This is a genomic window from Albidovulum denitrificans, assembly GCF_002973535.1.
In the GTDB taxonomy this organism is placed as follows: domain Bacteria; phylum Pseudomonadota; class Alphaproteobacteria; order Rhodobacterales; family Rhodobacteraceae; genus Albidovulum; species Albidovulum denitrificans.
In genome coordinates, this window is record NZ_PVEP01000008.1 from 26,008 (window position 1) to 41,270 (window position 15,263).

Below are 15,263 nucleotides of genomic sequence, written 5' to 3' on the forward strand. Positions count from 1 at the left end.
TGCGGTGCATTACGGCTATATCGGGCTTGGGAACCTTGGCGCGAATTGCGCGGGCTGCCTGCTGAAAGCGGGGTTCGGGGTCACCGTCCACGACCTGAACCGCGGCGCAGGGGACGCGCTTGTCGCGAAGGGGGCGGTCTGGGCGGACAGTGTCGAGGTGCTGGCCGGATCGGCCGATCACGTCATCACCTGCCTGCCTTCGCCCGCCGTGTCCGAGACGGTGTTGCGTCAGATCCTGCCCGCGATGAAGCCCGGCGCGACCTGGGTGGAGATGTCGACGCTGGGCCGCGACGACGTGCTGCGTCTGGCCGCCATCGCGGCCGAGGCCGGGGTGCGGATGCTGGAACTGCCGGTCACGGGCGGGGTCCATCTGGCCGCAAAGGGTCAGATCACGATGCTGCCGGGCGGTGACGCCGATCTGGTCGACCTGCACCGGCCCGCCTTGGAAGCGATGGGGAACCGCGTCTTTCACATGGGGCCGCTCGGGTCGTCGGCGATCATCAAGGTCATCACCAACATGCTGGCCTTCATCCACCTGAAGGCCACGTCCGAGGCACTGATGCTCGCCAAACGCGGGGGGCTTGACCTGAAGCAGTCGTGGGAGGCGATCCGCGCGTCTTCGGGAAATTCCTTCGTGCATGAGACAGAGGGCGCGCTGATCCTGAACGGGTCATACGACATCGCGTTTTCCGTCGATCTTGCGTTGAAGGACCTTGGCTTCGCGCTGGGTTTCGGGCGCGAATTCGGGGTGCCGCTGGACCTCGCCGCGATGACGGAGCAGACCTATGTCGCGGCGAAGGCGGCCTATGGCGGGGCGGCGCAATCACCGATGATCGCGAAACTGCTTGAGGATCGGCTGGGGACGGACCTTCGGGCCGCGGGTTTCCCCGACAGGCTGGAATAGTTGCGACGTTTCATGTCGCTTGCATGACAGCCCGGTCGCGGGACGGGTGGTCATATCCGCGTCTGAGGGATGGCGATGGACAGCGCGGAATTTGATTATGTGATCGTTGGCGCCGGTTCGGCAGGCTCGGTTCTGGCTGACCGGCTGTCGGCCAGCGGGCGGCACCGCGTGCTGGTGCTTGAGGCGGGCGGAACCGACCGGCGGTTCTACGTCCAGCTTCCGCTGGGCTATGGCAAGCTGTTCTACGATCCGGCGGTGAACTGGATGTACCGGGCGGAACCCGATCCGGGACTGGCGGGGCAAAGCGATCACTGGCCGCGCGGCAAGATCCTGGGCGGGTCGTCGTCGATCAACGCCATGGTCTGGATACGCGGGCATCGCAGCGACTATGACGACTGGGGCGATCTGGCCGGGCCGGCCTGGGGCGCGGAGGCTGTCAACGCCGCCTATCGGGCGATCGAGGATAATGAGGCGGGCGCGGATGACTGGCGCGGCAAGGGCGGGCCGCTTTTCGTCTCCGCCAACCGGCGCGACCTTCATCCGCTGGTCGACAGCTTCATCGCCGCGACCGAGGCGACGGGGCTGGCCCGCAACGCGGATTTCAACGGGGCCGATCAGGAAGGCGTCGGCATCTACCAGATGACGATCCGTAAGGCCCGCCGCAATTCGGCCGCGCGGGCGTTCCTGCGACCGGCGATGAAACGGGCGAACCTGCGCGTCCTGACCGGCGCCCATGCGACGAAGGTGATCGTCGAGGGCGGCCGCGCGGTGGGGGTGGAATACCGGCAGGGCGGCACCCTCAAACGCGCGATGGCGCGGGGTGAGGTGATCCTGGCCGGGGGCGCCGTCAACTCCCCCCAGCTTCTGATGCTGTCGGGGATCGGCCCGGCGGAACATCTGGCAGGGCATGGGATTTCCGTTGTCGCGGACAGCCCGCAGGTGGGCCGGAACCTGAACGACCATCAGGGTATCAACTATACCTGGCGGATGACGGTGCCGACCTACAACGATGCCCTTCGGCCATGGTGGGGCAAGCTCTGGGCAGGGATGCAGTATGTCCTGCGCGGCACCGGGCCGCTGGCCAAGTCGATCAACCATGGTGGCGGGTTCTTCCGCACCGATCCTGCGCTCGACCGGCCGAACATGCAGCTTTACTTTCAGGCCTTCTCAACCCTTCTCCCGCGCGCGGGGGAACGCCCGCTTCTGACGCCGGACCCGTTTTCGGGCATGTCCATCGGGCTGTCGAACTGCCGCCCGACCAGTCGGGGCTGGATCGACCTGCGTTCCGCCGATCCCTTCGCCGCGCCCCGGATCGTCGCCAATGCCTATTCGACCGATCACGACGTCGATGAAATGCTGGCGGCGGTCAAATACCTTCGTCGGATTGCCGCGCAGGACCCGTTGTGCGCCCTGATCGCGGACGAATTGCGCCCCGGCCCGCAGGTGACGTCCGACGCCGACCTGATCGCCGATTTCCGCGCCCGGTCGGGGACGGTCTACCACCCCTCCTGTACCCTTCGTATGGGCCGCGATCCCGCGACATCGGCCGTCGATCCCGATCTTCGGGTGCGGGGGGTGGAGGGCCTGCGCGTTTGTGACGCTTCGGTCTTTCCAACGCTGATCGGCGGCAATACCAATGCGCCGAGTATCCTTGTGGGCTGGCTTGGGGCCGAGCGCATTCTGGGGACCAAGCGATAGGACGGGGTGATGAGCTATCTTCTGGGCGTCGATACCGGCGGCACCTATACCGACGCCGTCGTGCTGGATGAGGCGGGCGACCGCGTCGTCGCCTCGGCCAAGTCGCTGACCACGCGGCCCGACCTGTCCGCCGGTGTCGGCGCGGCCATCGACGCGGCCATCGCGGCGGCGGGGATTGCCCCGGCGCAGGTGGGGTTGGTCTCGCTCTCCACCACGCTGGCCACCAATGCGCTGGTCGAAGGGCAGGGCGGGCGCGTGGCGTTGGTCTTCATCGGCTTCGAACAGGCGGAGTTCAAGCGCGCCGGGCTGGAAGAGGCGATGCGGGGCGACCCTGTGCTTTGGGCGAAGGGCGGGCATAACCACGGTGGCGGGGAACTGGCCGCGCTGGACCTTGATGCGCTCCGCGCGGCGCTGGTCGAGGTCGCGCCGGGTGTCAGCGGCTTTGCCGTGGCGGCAAGCTTTGCGACCCGCAATCCGGCGCACGAACTTGCTGCCCGCGAGTTGATCCGCGAGGTGACAGGCAAGCCGGTCACCTGTTCGCATGAGCTTTCTGCCGGGCTGAACGGCCCGCGCCGCGCGCTGACGGCGGTTCTGAATGCGCGGCTGATCGGGATGATCGACAATCTGATTTCGTCGTGCCACGGGCATATGGCCCATCTTGGCATCGACGCGCCCCTGATGGTGGTGCGCGGGGACGGGGCGCTGGTTTCGGCCGCCGTTGCGCGCGAACGCCCGATCGAGACGATCCTTTCCGGTCCCGCTGCCTCGGTCGCCGGGGCGCGCTGGCTGACGGGGGAGAAGGACGCGCTGATTTCCGACATCGGCGGGACGACGACGGATGTCTGCCTTCTGAAGGACGGCCTGCCCGCCATCGACCCGATGGGCGCGCGGGTCGGACCGTTCCGTACCATGGTCGAGGCGGTCGCGATGCGCACGACCGGGCTTGGCGGCGACAGCGAGGTGCATCAGGAAGACGGGCTTGCGACGCGCCTGCGCCTTGGGCCACGGCGGCTGGTGCCGGTGTCGCTGGCGGCACGGGACTGGCCGGGGCTGGTTCACGATGCGCTCGACACCTGGCTGTCGCAGGACGCGACCGGCGATATGGACGGGCGTTTTGCCCTGCCGATGTGGCGCGGCACCGCCCCGGCGGGCCTCTCTGCGCGTGAGGCGGGGGTGGTGGAGCGGCTGGAAAACGGGCCGGTGCGGCTGTCAGACGCGGTGCGGACGCGGCTTGATATGCCCGCGATGATGCGGCTGGTGCAGCGCGGGCTGGTGATGATCGCGGGCGTCACGCCGTCCGACGCGGCGCATGTGCTTGGGCGGCTGGACAGTTGGGATGGCAGCGCGGCGCTGAAGGCGGTGACGCTGTTCGCGCGGCGGCGGAACGGGCGCGGCGACCGGATCACCGACGGCCCCCGCCCGCTGGCGCAGGAGATCATTGACCAGTTGACGCGCCAGACCGTCGATTGCCTGCTGGAATCCGCATTCGCGGAGGAGGAGTGGGCGGATCAGCCGGAGGTGCTGGCCCGCCATCCGCTGCTGCGCGCGGGCCTTGCGGGCCATTCCGGCATCCTGCGCCTTCGCGCCGAACTCGCGCTGCCGGTCATCGGCCTTGGCGCCTCGGCCCCCAGCTATTACGGCGCGGTGGGGCAGGCGCTGAACGCGCGGACGATCCTGCCCGAACATGCGGGTGTGGCCAATGCCATCGGGGCCGTTGTCGGCCAAAGCTCCGTCCATGCCGAAGGGTTGGTCTCCAGCCCCGGCCCCGGCCTTTTCGTCGCGCATCTGGCCGAGGGACCGGCGCGGTTCAATGAGAGGGAGCAGGCGCTGGACGCGCTCCGCGCCGCGCTGGACGCCGAGGCGCGCGCCAAGGCGCAGGCGGCGGGGATGGAGGATATGCGCATCACCGAGACCTGCGATCTGAGCGAGGTTGAGATCGAAGGCCAGCCGATGTTCATCGAGGCGCGGCTGCGCATCCAAGTCAGCGGCCGCCCGCGTATCGCGCGCGGCTAAAGCGTTTCGGGTTTTCGTTGAGAAAGCAAGTATCGGAATTCGAACGAAATAAGTTCGAATTCTGATTCAGTGTAAACCCGAAATGCTAAAGGGCGCGCTACGCCTTCCGCTTCTTTTTCTTCTTCTTGCCGCCCTCGGACGGGGTCTTGTCAGCCGTGGTGACACCGTCGCCGGGCGGTTGGGCGGCGAACTCCGCCAGCCTGTCGGACAGCGTGCCGAGGACCGCATGCATCGCCGCGGCGCGGGCGTCATTGGCGACGGATTCGGCGGCCAGAAGACGCTCCACCGCCGGGGTCAGCGAGCGGCGCTGAAAGGCGGCGAGCATGGCCAGGAGAACGGCGTGCGCGTCGGGGTCGGCCGTGTAATATTCCTTGCGGTCGCCCGGCGCGCGGACGCGGGCGATCAGACCCCAGTCCCGCAACTCCTTCAACGCGGTCGAGACGTTGGAGCGTGACAGCCCCAGCGCCCCGGTCAGGTCATCGGCGCAGGGCGCCTGCGCCGCCCGCCAGATCGCCGCAAAGCAGAGACCCGCGGGCCGCGACAGGCCGAAAAGCTGGGCGAGTTCGGCGAAGGCGGCGGGAAAATCCAAAGGGCGCGGCTCCGGGTTCTGAAAGGGTCGGGGACACTTTCAGGCAGGAGACCGGCCATGGCAACCGCCTTGCCGTCGGTTTCGCCCTTACCCGGCGCAGGCGGTGATCTTTTCGATCAGATCGTCCAGAACGGCGCGGTAAAGCCCCGGCCCCGGTTCCAGATCAAGCCCGGCCGGGTCAAGCGGCGCGCCGAGCTTCGCGGGTGTGCCGTCCGTCAGGACCGCCAGCGGTTTCGGATCGTGACCCGCCTCGGGGAAGACGCAGGCGACATTGCCGCTGTCGAGAAGCTGGCGCAGTTCTGACACCCGTGCTGCGCCGGGACGGGCCGCGTCGCCCTCGGACAGGCTGCCCGCGATGGTCAGCCCGTAATGCTCTGCCAGATAGCCATAGGCGTCGTGGGAAACGACGATGGATTTCGTCAGCGCGCGCGTGCGTTCCTTCAGCGAGGTATCAAGGTCAACGATGTCCTTTGCGGCCTTTTCGGCATTGGCGCGGTAGGTCGCGGCGTTGTCGGGGTCTGCCCCTGCCAGAACCTCGGCGATGGCGGCAAGCCAGGTGCGCGCGTTGTCGGGGTCGAGCCAGGCATGGGGGTCGGTGCCGGAATGATCGTGGCCGTGGTCGGTTTCGTGGTCATGGTCAGCATGATCGTGGTCGTCGTGGTCCTCTGCGGCCTCGTCGAAATGCCTCAGATGGGTTCCGGCGACCTCAAGCAGTTCCACCCGCGTGGCGGCGCCGGATGCCTCAAGCGGGCCGTTCAGCCAGGGGGTCATTTCCGGGCCGACCCAGAAGACGATATTCGCCCCGGCCAGCGCACGCGCCTGCGAGGGGCGCAGCTGATAGTCATGCGGGTCCGCGCCCTTGGTGACGATCACCTCGGGCGTGCCGAGATCGCCCATAACCCCGGCGACGAGGGACTGGGTGATCGGAACGTCGGTCACGACCTGCGGCACCTCGGCCGTGGCAGCGGTGGCGGAAAGCAGGATCGCGGCGGGCAGGAGCAGTCTGGTCATGTCGGGTCCATCTTGGCAGTTGCGGTGCGGGGGCATCTTATTTATGTTATATCGTAACATGTCAACCAGAATGTGATACTATAACATGGCCTCCGCTTCCCCGCCGATTGCCTTTCAGGCCCATGACCATTCGCTTTGCGCCGGTGACCTGCTGGCCGAGGCCGAGGCGTTAAGCGAAAGCCAGGGCGTGCGGCTGACCCCGGTGCGCCGCCGCGCGCTTGAGATCTTGCTGAGCGGTCACCGTGCCATGGGCGCTTATGAGGTGCTGGAGAAGCTGGCCGAGGACGGGTTCGGCAACCAGCCGCCAGTGGCCTACCGCGCGCTGGAGTTCCTTGTCGATCACGGCTTTGCCCATCGTATCCGGCGGCTGAACGCCTTTGCCGCCTGCATGTGTCCCGGCACCGCGCATCGCCCGGTCTTCTTCATCTGCCACGCCTGCAACGCAGTCGCCGAGGCGCCGGTGACAGAGGTGGCCGAGGCGGTGGACCGCGCCGCCGCCTCGATCGGCTTTGCGGTCGAACGCAGCAATGTTGAGGCGGTGGGCCTTTGCCCTTCATGCAGGGATGACGGTCATGCCGCTGATTGAGGCACAAGGGCTTTCCGTCCGGCGCGGCGACAACACGATCCTGACCGGCGTCAATTTTACCATCGCACCGGGGGAGATCGTGACGATCCTCGGCCCCAACGGGTCGGGCAAATCGACGCTGATCCGGGCGCTGATCGGGCTTGAGCGGCCCAGTGCGGGCGCGGTCCGGCATCGGGCGGGTTTGCGGATCGGTTATGTGCCGCAACGCCTGCACCTTGATGCGGCGCTGCCGATGACGGTGCGCCGCTTCCTGTCGCTGCCGCACCGGGTCAGCGATGCCGCCGCCGCCGCCGTTCTGGCCCGCACCGGCGTGGCGGATCTTGGCGGGCGGCAGGTCGTGGCGCTGTCCGGCGGGCAGTTGCAGCGGGTCCTTCTGGCCCGCGCGCTTCTGGCCGAACCGCAGGTCCTTATCCTTGACGAGCCGACGCAGGGTCTCGACCAGCCGGGGGAGGCGGCGTTCTATCAGTTGCTGGAAGAGGTGCGGGCCGAAACCGGGACGGCCGTCATCATGGTCAGCCATGACCTGCATGTGGTCATGCGCGCCTCGGACCGGGTGGTCTGCCTGAACGGGCATGTCTGCTGCGAAGGCACGCCCGAGATCGTGTCGGAGGCGCCGGAATACCGGGCGCTTTTCGGGCTGGGGACGGGCGGGACGCTGGCGCTTTACCGTCATACGCATGGGCCGGACCATGTGCATGACGGCTGCGCGCATGACCACGATCACGCCCACGCCCACGCCCACGGGCCGGAGGCCGCCGATGCCTGACACCTTCCTGATCCATGCCGCCCTTGCCGGGATCGGCCTGATGATCGCCGCCGGGCCGCTGGGTGCCTTCGTCGTCTGGCGGCGCATGGCCTATATGGGCGACGCCACCGCGCATGCGGCGCTTCTGGGGGTGGCGCTGGCGCTTCTTTCCGACCTGCCGGTCGCGCTGGGGACGGCGCTGGTGGCGCTGGTCATGGCCGCGCTGGTCACGCTTCTGTCCAGCCGTGACAGGTCGGGTGATACGATCCTTGGTGTCCTGGCGCATTCCGCGCTGGCGGTCGGACTTGTCGCGGTCTCTTTCGCGCCCGAGGTGCGCAGCGACCTGAGCAGCTTCCTGTTCGGCGACATCCTGACGGTGACGGTGGCCGATCTCCTGTGGATCTGGGGCGGAAGTGCGGTGGTCTTCGCGCTTCTGGTCTGGCGCTGGAACCCGCTTCTGACCGCGACGGTGAATGAGGAACTGGCGCAGGCCGCGGGCCTTGATCCGCGCCGGGAACGCCTTGTCCTGACCGTGGCGCTGGCGCTGGTCGTGGCGGTCGCGATCAAGATCGTGGGCGCGCTTCTGATCTCGGCCATGCTGATCGTTCCGGCGGCGGCGGCGCGCAGTTTCGCGCGCACGCCCGAGGCGATGGCGGCGATGGCGGTCCTGATCGGCTGCGTGGCGGTTCTGGCCGGGCTTTGGGGCTCTCTCACCTTCGACACGCCTGCGGGGCCAAGCATCGTGGTCGCGGCGGCCGCCATCTTTGCCGCCAGCCTCGGCTTTCGCCAACGCGCCCGCTAGAAATCCCCGCCCCCTGCCGCTATGCCCGGAACGGAACGAGGCCGGGGAGGGGACGATGACCAACCATCTGCATGACGGGCTGCTGGCGCCGCATGAGGGGCGCGGGACGGTGTTCCTGCATCTGCCCGACGGATCGACCGTGACCCATGGCGCGTTCTGCACGCTTGCGGCGCGCTATGGCGCGGCCCTTGTCGGCGCGGGGCTGCAACCGGGCGACCGGGTGGCGCTGCAACTGGAGAAAAGCGTTCACATGCTGGCGGTGATCGCCGGGGCGATCCGGCAGGGCATCGTCTTCCTGCCGCTGAACACCGCCTATACGCCCGCCGAGATTTCCTATTTCGTGACCGATGCGGGGGCGAAGCTTGTGCTTTGCGATGGCCGGAACGAAGCCGCGCTGACACCCGTGGCCCGCGCCGCCGGGGCGGGGGTTGGGGTTCTGAACGCCGATGGCACCGGGTCATTCGCGCAACGGTCGGCGGGCCTTGATCCGCTGCCGGTCTGTCCCGCCGGTCCGGGGGACCTTGCCGCGTTCCTCTATACCTCAGGTACGACGGGGCGGTCGAAGGGCGCGATGCTGAGCCATGACAACCTGCTGTCGAACGCGCGGGTGCTTGTCGAGTACTGGCGTTTCACCGCGGATGACGTGCTGCTTCACGCGCTGCCGATCTTTCACACCCACGGGCTTTTCGTGGCGACCAATGTGGCGCTTCTGGCGGGCGGGCCGATGATCTTCCTGCCGAAGTTCGACGCAGAGGAGGTGATCCGCCACCTGCCCCGCGCCACCGCGATGATGGGCGTGCCGACCTTCTACACAAGGCTTCTGGACGACCCCCGGCTGGACCGGAACCTGACGGCGGGGATGCGGCTTTTCATTTCCGGCTCTGCCCCCCTTCTGGCCGAGACGCACCGGCAATGGGAGACGCGGACGGGCCATCGCATCCTGGAACGCTATGGCATGACCGAAACCAACATGAATACTTCGAACCCCTATGACGGGGACCGGCGCGCCGGGACGGTGGGTTTCCCGCTTCCCGGTGTCGAGGTGAAGATCTGCGACGCCTCAGGGGCCGAATTGCCCAGGGGGGAGATCGGGACACTGGAGGTGCGCGGGCCGAACGTGTTCCAGGGCTATTGGCAGATGCCCGAGAAGACGGCGGAGGAGCTTCGCCCCGACGGCTTCTTCATCACCGGCGATCTGGGGTTCATGGATGCGGACGGCTATGTGACCATCGTCGGGCGCGCGAAGGATCTGGTGATCTCCGGCGGGTTCAACGTCTATCCGAAGGAGGTGGAGCTGGTGCTGGACGATCTGCCTGGCGTGCTGGAAAGCGCGGTGATCGGCGTCCCGCATCCCGATTTCGGTGAGGCGGTCGTGGCGGTGCTGGTGCCTGAGCCGGGGGCGGCGCCGGACCCTGACAGCGTCGCGGCGCAGATCGCCGACCGGCTGGCGAGGTTCAAGCTGCCCAAGCGCGTCGTGCTGCGCGAGGCTTTGCCGCGCAACACGATGGGCAAGGTACAGAAGAACGTGCTGCGCGACGAGTTGAAGGGGCTGTTCGGGTAGGGCCTATGGCATTTCGGGTTTACACTGACTCAGAATTTGAACTTGTTTCGTTCGAATTCTGATACTTCCTTTCACAACGCAAACCCGAAACGCTTTAGCGGCCCACACCCGCATAGGCCTCAAACCCCGCGGCTTCGGCGTCGTTCGGGGAATAGATGTTGCGCAGGTCGGCCATGCGAGCCTGTTTCATTCCGGCGGCCATGCGCGGCAGGTCAAGGGCGCGGAACTCATTCCACTCCGTCAGGATGACGACGATGTCGGCACCTTCGGTCGCGGCATAGGGATCGTCCAGCCAGCTGACGCCGGGCAGCAGATGCTCCCCCTCGCGCCGGCCTTGGGGATCGACGACGCGGACCTTGGCGCCACCGCCCACCAGCGCCGGGACGATGGTCAGCGCGGGCGCGTCGCGCATGTCGTCGGTGTTCGGCTTGAAGGTCACGCCAAGGACCGCGATGGTCTTGCCGTTGACCGATCCGTCGCCGAGGTCGAGGACCTTTTCGATCATCCGGCGCTTGATCTCGTCATTCACCTTGATGACCGTTTCGACGATCTGCATGGGCGAGGCGTAATCCTGCCCGATCCGGGCCAGCGCGGTGGTGTCCTTGGGGAAACAGGACCCGCCGTAACCAGGACCGGCATGCAGGAACTTGTTCCCGATCCGGTTATCAAGGCCCATGCCCTTCGACACCTGCTTCACATCGGCGCCGACCTTTTCGCAAAGCCGGGCGATTTCGTTGATGAAGGTGATCTTGGTCGCGAGGAAGGCGTTGGCGGCGTATTTGATCATCTCCGCCGTTTCCAGATCGGTGTAGAGGATCGGGAAATCGCGCAGGAAGAGCGGGCGGTAGATCTCGCCCATCACGGTCTTGGCGCGGTCCGAAGTGGTGCCGACGACGACCCGGTCGGGGCGCATGAAATCGTCGATCGCCGCACCTTCGCGCAGGAATTCGGGGTTGGAGGCGACATCGAATGCCTTGCCCGGCGCGGCGGCTTCGACCACGGCGCGCACCTTGGCGTTGGTGCCGACCGGAACGGTGGATTTCGTGACGATGACGGCATAGCCGGTCAGCGCTTCGGCAATCTCTTCCGCCGCGGCCATCACATAGGTCAGGTCGGCGTGGCCGTCACCGCGCCGCGTTGGGGTGCCGACGGCGATGAAGACGGCATCCGCCCCGTCCACGGCGGCCTTCAGATCGCCGGTAAACTCAAGCCGCCCCGCCGCGACGTTCTTGGCCATCAGCACGTCAAGGCCGGGTTCGTAGATCGGCACCTCGCCACGGGTCAGCATCTCGACCTTGCGGGGGTCCTTGTCGACGCAGATCACGTTATGGCCGAAATCCGAAAGACAAACACCGGAAACAAGGCCGACATAGCCGGTGCCGATCATCGCGATCTTCATGAATGCGCCCTCATGCAAATTTCTGGCCCGTCATGGGACGAAGGCGCGGGACGTGTCAATGGTGCGCAAAGGACCCGGCGGGACGCTGCCGGGTTTGTTCCGGTTTTGCGTACAATTGCGCGAATGCGGCGGTCTTGGGATCAGAACCGTCCGGGCCGGGTCAGGGCCAGCAGCGGGTGGGCCGATCTGCCGGTGACGATGCCCGCGACCATCTCGGCCGTCACGGGGGCAAGGGTCAGGCCGATATGGCCATGACCATAGGCGTGGATCACGGTGTCGCCCGCCGCCGACGGCCCGATCACCGGAAGCGAATCCGGGATCGAGGGGCGAAACCCCATCCATTCGCGGCTGCGCGGACCGAGATCGGGAAAAACCTCTGCCACGCCTTCGGCGATCCGGCACAGGCGGTGGGCGGAGGGTGGCGCCGTCAGCCCGCCAAGCTCGACCGTTCCCGCCGCGCGCAAACGGCCGCGCATCGGGCAAAGGTAAAAGCCGCGCGATGTGGGGCAGACCGGGCGCGAGAGGCGCGGCTGGGCCATGTCCCATTCCAGATGATAGCCGCGTTCGGTGTCCAGCGGGACCCGGTCGCCCGCCTGCAAGGCAAGGTCGCGGCCATGCGCGCCCGCGGCGATCACGGCATGACGCGCCTTGACCGACAGGCCGGGGCCGGAGAGGCGGACCCGCCCGCCGTCGCGCGACAGGGTCGTGACCTTGCCCTTGACCAGCGCCGCGCCCGCCGCCTGCGTCCGTTCGGCCAGAAGGCCCATGACCGCGCCGGGATCGGTCAGGAAAAGGGCGCCGCGAAAGAAGGCCGCGCCGCCGGCCTCCACCGGCAGGGTGGGTTCAAGGGCGGCAAGGTCCGGCGCGGGCAGCAGTTCGACGGTTGCGCCAAGGGTGCGGCGGAAGGCCATGTCGCTGGCGGCGGCGCGGTATTCGGCGTCGCTCCGGTACCAGTAAAGGCAGCCCCGGTCCTGAAGGAAGGCATCGGCGCCGATCTCCGCCGCCAGCGTCGTCCAGCGCGGCGCGGCGTCGGCGAGAAGGGCGGCCAGCGCCTGCGCATTCGCCCGCGCGGCCCCCGGCAGCGACTGGCGCGCGAAACGAAGAAGCCAGGGCGCCAGCGTCGGCAGCGCGGCCTTGCGGATCGACAGGGGAGAGTTGCGGTCAAAAAGCAGGCCGGGCAGGTTGCGCAGGACATCGGGCGTGCCGACCGGCTGCACGGCATAATCGGCGATGGTCCCCGCATTGCCGTAGGACGCGCCCGATCCGGGCGGTTCAGGGTCGATCAGCAAGACCTCTCGCCCCTCGGAGGCAAGCCGGTGCGCGATGGCAAGGCCCACGACCCCGGCGCCGATGACGGCGGTTTCGACCGTCTCCATCAGCGGGGCCGGTGACGTCGGGCGGCCATGGGCCGCCCGTTCTGGTCACATGCAGGCATCATAGAGCTTGCGGGTGTTTTCCTTCGTCATCTCGATCGGGTTGCCACCGCAGGACGGATCCTCAAGCGCCATCTCGGTCAATTCGTCCAGCCGCGCGGCTTCAACCCCCATCGCCGTCAGGTTTTCCGGGATGGAGAGCCTTGCGCGCAGGTCCATGACCGCCGCGCGGAAGCCGTCGAACCCACCGGAAATGCCCAGATAGGCGGCGGCCTTTACGATCCGGTCCTCGATGGCAGAGCGGTTGAAATCCAGCACCATCGGCATGACGACCGCATTCGTGGTCCCGTGATGGGTGCCATAGACCGCGCCGACGGGATGCGACAGCGAATGGATCGCGCCAAGCCCCTTCTGGAACGCGACCGCGCCCATCGCGGCGGCGGACATCATGTTTGCCCGCGCCTCAAGGTCGTTCGGGGTATCGTAGACCTTGGGCAGGTTTTCGAACACCAGCCGCATGCCTTCCAGGGCGATGCCCTGGCTCATCGGGTGGTAGAAGGGGCTGGAATAGGCTTCAAGACAATGGGCCAGCGCGTCCATGCCGGTGCCTGCGGTGATGAATTTCGGCATCCCCACGGTCAACTCCGGGTCGCAGATGGTGACGGCGGGCAGCAGCTTCGGGTGGAAGATGATCTTTTTCTTGTGGGTCTGGCTGTTGGTCAGGACGCCCGCGCGGCCGACCTCGGACCCCGTCCCGGCGGTGGTCGGCACGGCGATGATCGGGGCGATGGTCGCGGGGTTCGCCCGTGTCCACCAGTCGCCGATATCCTCAAGATCCCAGACGCTGACGGTCTGATCCACCATCAGCGCGATCATCTTGCCAAGGTCAAGCGCCGAGCCGCCGCCAAAGCAGACCACGCCGTCATGGCCGCCCGCGCGGAATACCTTCAGCCCGGCCACCATGTTCGCCTCGTTGGGGTTGGGATCGACCTCGGAAAAGACCGCGCGGCCAAGCCCGGCCGCGTCGAGGATGTCGAGCGCCCCGGCCGTGATCGGCAGGGCGGCCAGCGCCTTGTCGGTGACCAGCAGCGGCTTTTTCATGCCGACGGCCTTGCAGTGATCGGCAAGCTCCCTGATGCGGCCGGGGCCGAACTTGATGGCGGTGGGGTAGGACCAGTTGGCGGTAGGCACGTTCATTTCGTCACCTTCTTGAGATGGTAGGATTTGGGCCGGGTCACGGATTGGTAGCCAAGTACCGACAGCCCCGCGCCGCGCCCGGTATCCTTGCAGCCGGTCCAGCAGAGCGCCGGGTCGAGGTAATCGCAGCGGTTCTGGAACACGGTGCCGGTCTCGATCTGCCGCCCGATCCGCGCCGCGCGCTCGCTGTCCGCTGTCCAGAGCGAGGCGGTCAGCCCATAGTCGCAGTCGTTCATCATGGCGACTGCATGCGCGTCATCCTTGACCGGCATGATGCCGACGACGGGGCCAAAGCTTTCCTCGCGCATCACCCGCATCTCGTGGTTCACATTGACGAGGATCTGCGGCGCGAGATAGGCGCCGCCGTCATCCTCGGGGAAAAGCGCCGGGTCGATCAGTGCCGTCGCGCCATCGGTGATCGCATCGGCAATCTGGCTGCGGACCGTTTCGGCGAAGCGCTTGTTGGCCATCGGGCCGATGGTGGTCGCGGCGTCGAACGGGTTGCCGAGCTTGAGGGTCTTCACCCAGGCTACGGCCTTTTCGACGAAGGCGTCGTAAAGGCTTTCGTGGACATAGATCCGTTCAATCCCGCAGCAGCACTGACCGGCGTTGAACATCGCGCCGTCCATCAGGCTGTCGACGGCGGCGTCCAGATCGGCGTCCTCCATGACATAGCCGGGGTCCTTGCCGCCCAGTTCAAGCCCCACCGGCGTAAAGGTCCCGGCGGCGGCGCGTTCCATCGCCTGCCCGCCCCCGACCGAGCCGGTGAAGTTCACGAAGCCGAAGGCGCGTTGGCCGATCAGGTCCTCGGTGACGGAATGGTCGAGAACGACGTTCTGGAACACATCCTCCGGCACGCCCGCGGCATGGAACGCCTCGGCCAGCCGTTCGCCCACCAGAAGGGTCTGGGTCGCGTGCTTCAGGATCACCGTGTTCCCGGCGATCAGCGCAGGCACCAGCGTGTTGATCGCGGTCATGTAGGGATAATTCCAGGGCGCAACGATGAAGACCACGCCGAAGGGTTCGCGTTCGATGCGGCGTTCGAAGAGGTTGGAGTTTTCCACCACCATCGGCGCCAGCGCATCGGCCGCAATCCCGGCCATATAGGTCGTGCGTTCGTTCATGCCGCCGAATTCGCCGCCGTAGCGGGTGGGGCGGCCCATCTGCCAGGCCAGTTCCTCGACCACGCGGTCCTTCATCCCGTTCAGGACCTCGACACCGGCCTTCACCAGCGCGATACGCTCCTCAAGCGGGCGCGCGGCCCAACCGGCCTGCGCGGCGCGGGCGCGGGCCACGGCGGCCTCGGCCTCAACCAGCGTCAGGGCCGGACGCTCGGCATAGACCCGCCCGTCGACGGGCGAGATACATTGGATCATCTTGGTCAT

The 15,263-nt window shown here is 67.2% G+C and carries 13 protein-coding genes; 7 read left to right on the forward strand and 6 right to left on the reverse strand.

From position 1 onward, the window contains the following. Window positions 1–4 precede the first annotated feature (4 nt). From LX70_RS15805 to LX70_RS15815, 3 genes are all read left to right on the forward strand, one after another. Window positions 5–904: an NAD(P)-dependent oxidoreductase gene (locus LX70_RS15805; RefSeq protein WP_105515775.1), complete on the forward strand. Its 900-nt coding sequence runs from the start codon at window positions 5–7 to the stop codon at window positions 902–904. Between the two features lie 75 nt (window positions 905–979). Beyond that, window positions 980–2,602 carry a GMC family oxidoreductase gene (locus LX70_RS15810; RefSeq protein WP_105515885.1) on the forward strand — a complete coding sequence of 541 codons (1,623 nt, stop codon included), beginning with the start codon at window positions 980–982 and terminating at the stop codon, window positions 2,600–2,602. Window positions 2,603–2,611: 9 nt separating this feature from the next. Beyond that, on the forward strand, window positions 2,612–4,615 hold the full coding sequence (locus tag LX70_RS15815) for a hydantoinase/oxoprolinase N-terminal domain-containing protein (protein WP_105515776.1): 2,004 nt from the start codon (window positions 2,612–2,614) through the stop codon (window positions 4,613–4,615). A 97-nt stretch (window positions 4,616–4,712) separates the two neighbouring features. Here the strand turns inward: LX70_RS15815 and LX70_RS15820 are convergent, their stop codons facing one another. Both LX70_RS15820 and LX70_RS15825 read right to left on the reverse strand, forming a co-directional pair. Then, window positions 4,713–5,204 carry a GbsR/MarR family transcriptional regulator gene (locus LX70_RS15820; protein WP_105515777.1) on the reverse strand — a complete coding sequence of 164 codons (492 nt, stop codon included), beginning with the start codon at window positions 5,202–5,204 and terminating at the stop codon, window positions 4,713–4,715. 87 nt (window positions 5,205–5,291) lie between these two features. After that, a complete protein-coding gene (locus LX70_RS15825; RefSeq protein WP_105515778.1) occupies window positions 5,292–6,215 on the reverse strand; it encodes a zinc ABC transporter substrate-binding protein in 924 nt (307 codons plus the stop codon). Window positions 6,216–6,300: 85 nt separating this feature from the next. Between LX70_RS15825 and LX70_RS15830 the strand changes: the two genes are divergently transcribed. The 4 genes from LX70_RS15830 to LX70_RS15845 are packed head-to-tail and all read left to right on the forward strand — an operon-like array spanning window position 6,301 to window position 9,909. Beyond that, entirely contained in the window at window positions 6,301–6,801 is a 501-nt protein-coding gene (locus LX70_RS15830; protein ID WP_105515779.1) for a Fur family transcriptional regulator, read from the forward strand. Next, window positions 6,788–7,567 (forward strand): metal ABC transporter ATP-binding protein, encoded by a 780-nt coding sequence (locus tag LX70_RS15835; protein ID WP_105515886.1) that lies wholly within the window; start codon window positions 6,788–6,790, stop codon window positions 7,565–7,567. The genes LX70_RS15830 and LX70_RS15835 overlap by 14 nt, the downstream gene beginning before the upstream one ends. Then, the gene (locus LX70_RS15840) at window positions 7,560–8,348 is read left to right on the forward strand and encodes an iron chelate uptake ABC transporter family permease subunit (RefSeq protein ID WP_105515780.1); all 789 of its coding nucleotides are present in this window, start codon (window positions 7,560–7,562) and stop codon (window positions 8,346–8,348) included. The genes LX70_RS15835 and LX70_RS15840 overlap by 8 nt, the downstream gene beginning before the upstream one ends. Before the next feature lie 55 nt (window positions 8,349–8,403). After that, entirely contained in the window at window positions 8,404–9,909 is a 1,506-nt protein-coding gene (locus LX70_RS15845; RefSeq protein WP_105515781.1) for a malonate--CoA ligase, read from the forward strand. 94 nt (window positions 9,910–10,003) lie between these two features. Here LX70_RS15845 and LX70_RS15850 read toward each other — a convergent pair whose 3' ends face one another. The 4 genes from LX70_RS15850 to LX70_RS15865 all read right to left on the reverse strand — a co-directional run bounded on the left by LX70_RS15850 (window position 10,004) and on the right by LX70_RS15865 (window position 15,263). After that, on the reverse strand, window positions 10,004–11,308 hold the full coding sequence (locus LX70_RS15850; RefSeq protein ID WP_105515782.1) for a UDP-glucose dehydrogenase family protein: 1,305 nt from the start codon (window positions 11,306–11,308) through the stop codon (window positions 10,004–10,006). Between the two features lie 140 nt (window positions 11,309–11,448). Then, window positions 11,449–12,684, reverse strand: coding sequence for an NAD(P)/FAD-dependent oxidoreductase (locus tag LX70_RS15855; RefSeq protein WP_245885107.1), 1,236 nt, complete (start codon window positions 12,682–12,684; stop codon window positions 11,449–11,451). A 45-nt stretch (window positions 12,685–12,729) separates the two neighbouring features. Beyond that, on the reverse strand, window positions 12,730–13,878 hold the full coding sequence (locus LX70_RS15860; protein ID WP_105515784.1) for an iron-containing alcohol dehydrogenase: 1,149 nt from the start codon (window positions 13,876–13,878) through the stop codon (window positions 12,730–12,732). Next, window positions 13,875–15,263, reverse strand: a complete 1,389-nt coding sequence (locus LX70_RS15865; RefSeq protein ID WP_105515785.1) for an aldehyde dehydrogenase family protein — start codon at window positions 15,261–15,263, stop codon at window positions 13,875–13,877. Before LX70_RS15865 ends, LX70_RS15860 begins: the two co-directional genes overlap by 4 nt.

Coding starts and splice junctions, on each gene's coding strand:
- LX70_RS15865 (WP_105515785.1), bottom strand. CDS start 15,263: ATGACCAAGATGATCCAATGTATCTCGCCCGTCGACGGGCGGGTCTAT.
- LX70_RS15860 (WP_105515784.1), bottom strand. CDS start 13,878: ATGAACGTGCCTACCGCCAACTGGTCCTACCCCACCGCCATCAAGTTC.
- LX70_RS15855 (WP_245885107.1), bottom strand. CDS start 12,684: ATGGAGACGGTCGAAACCGCCGTCATCGGCGCCGGGGTCGTGGGCCTT.
- LX70_RS15830 (WP_105515779.1), top strand. CDS start 6,301: ATGGCCTCCGCTTCCCCGCCGATTGCCTTTCAGGCCCATGACCATTCG.
- LX70_RS15815 (WP_105515776.1), top strand. CDS start 2,612: ATGAGCTATCTTCTGGGCGTCGATACCGGCGGCACCTATACCGACGCC.
- LX70_RS15840 (WP_105515780.1), top strand. CDS start 7,560: ATGCCTGACACCTTCCTGATCCATGCCGCCCTTGCCGGGATCGGCCTG.
- LX70_RS15835 (WP_105515886.1), top strand. CDS start 6,788: ATGCCGCTGATTGAGGCACAAGGGCTTTCCGTCCGGCGCGGCGACAAC.
- LX70_RS15845 (WP_105515781.1), top strand. CDS start 8,404: ATGACCAACCATCTGCATGACGGGCTGCTGGCGCCGCATGAGGGGCGC.
- LX70_RS15825 (WP_105515778.1), bottom strand. CDS start 6,215: ATGACCAGACTGCTCCTGCCCGCCGCGATCCTGCTTTCCGCCACCGCT.
- LX70_RS15810 (WP_105515885.1), top strand. CDS start 980: ATGGACAGCGCGGAATTTGATTATGTGATCGTTGGCGCCGGTTCGGCA.
- LX70_RS15850 (WP_105515782.1), bottom strand. CDS start 11,308: ATGAAGATCGCGATGATCGGCACCGGCTATGTCGGCCTTGTTTCCGGT.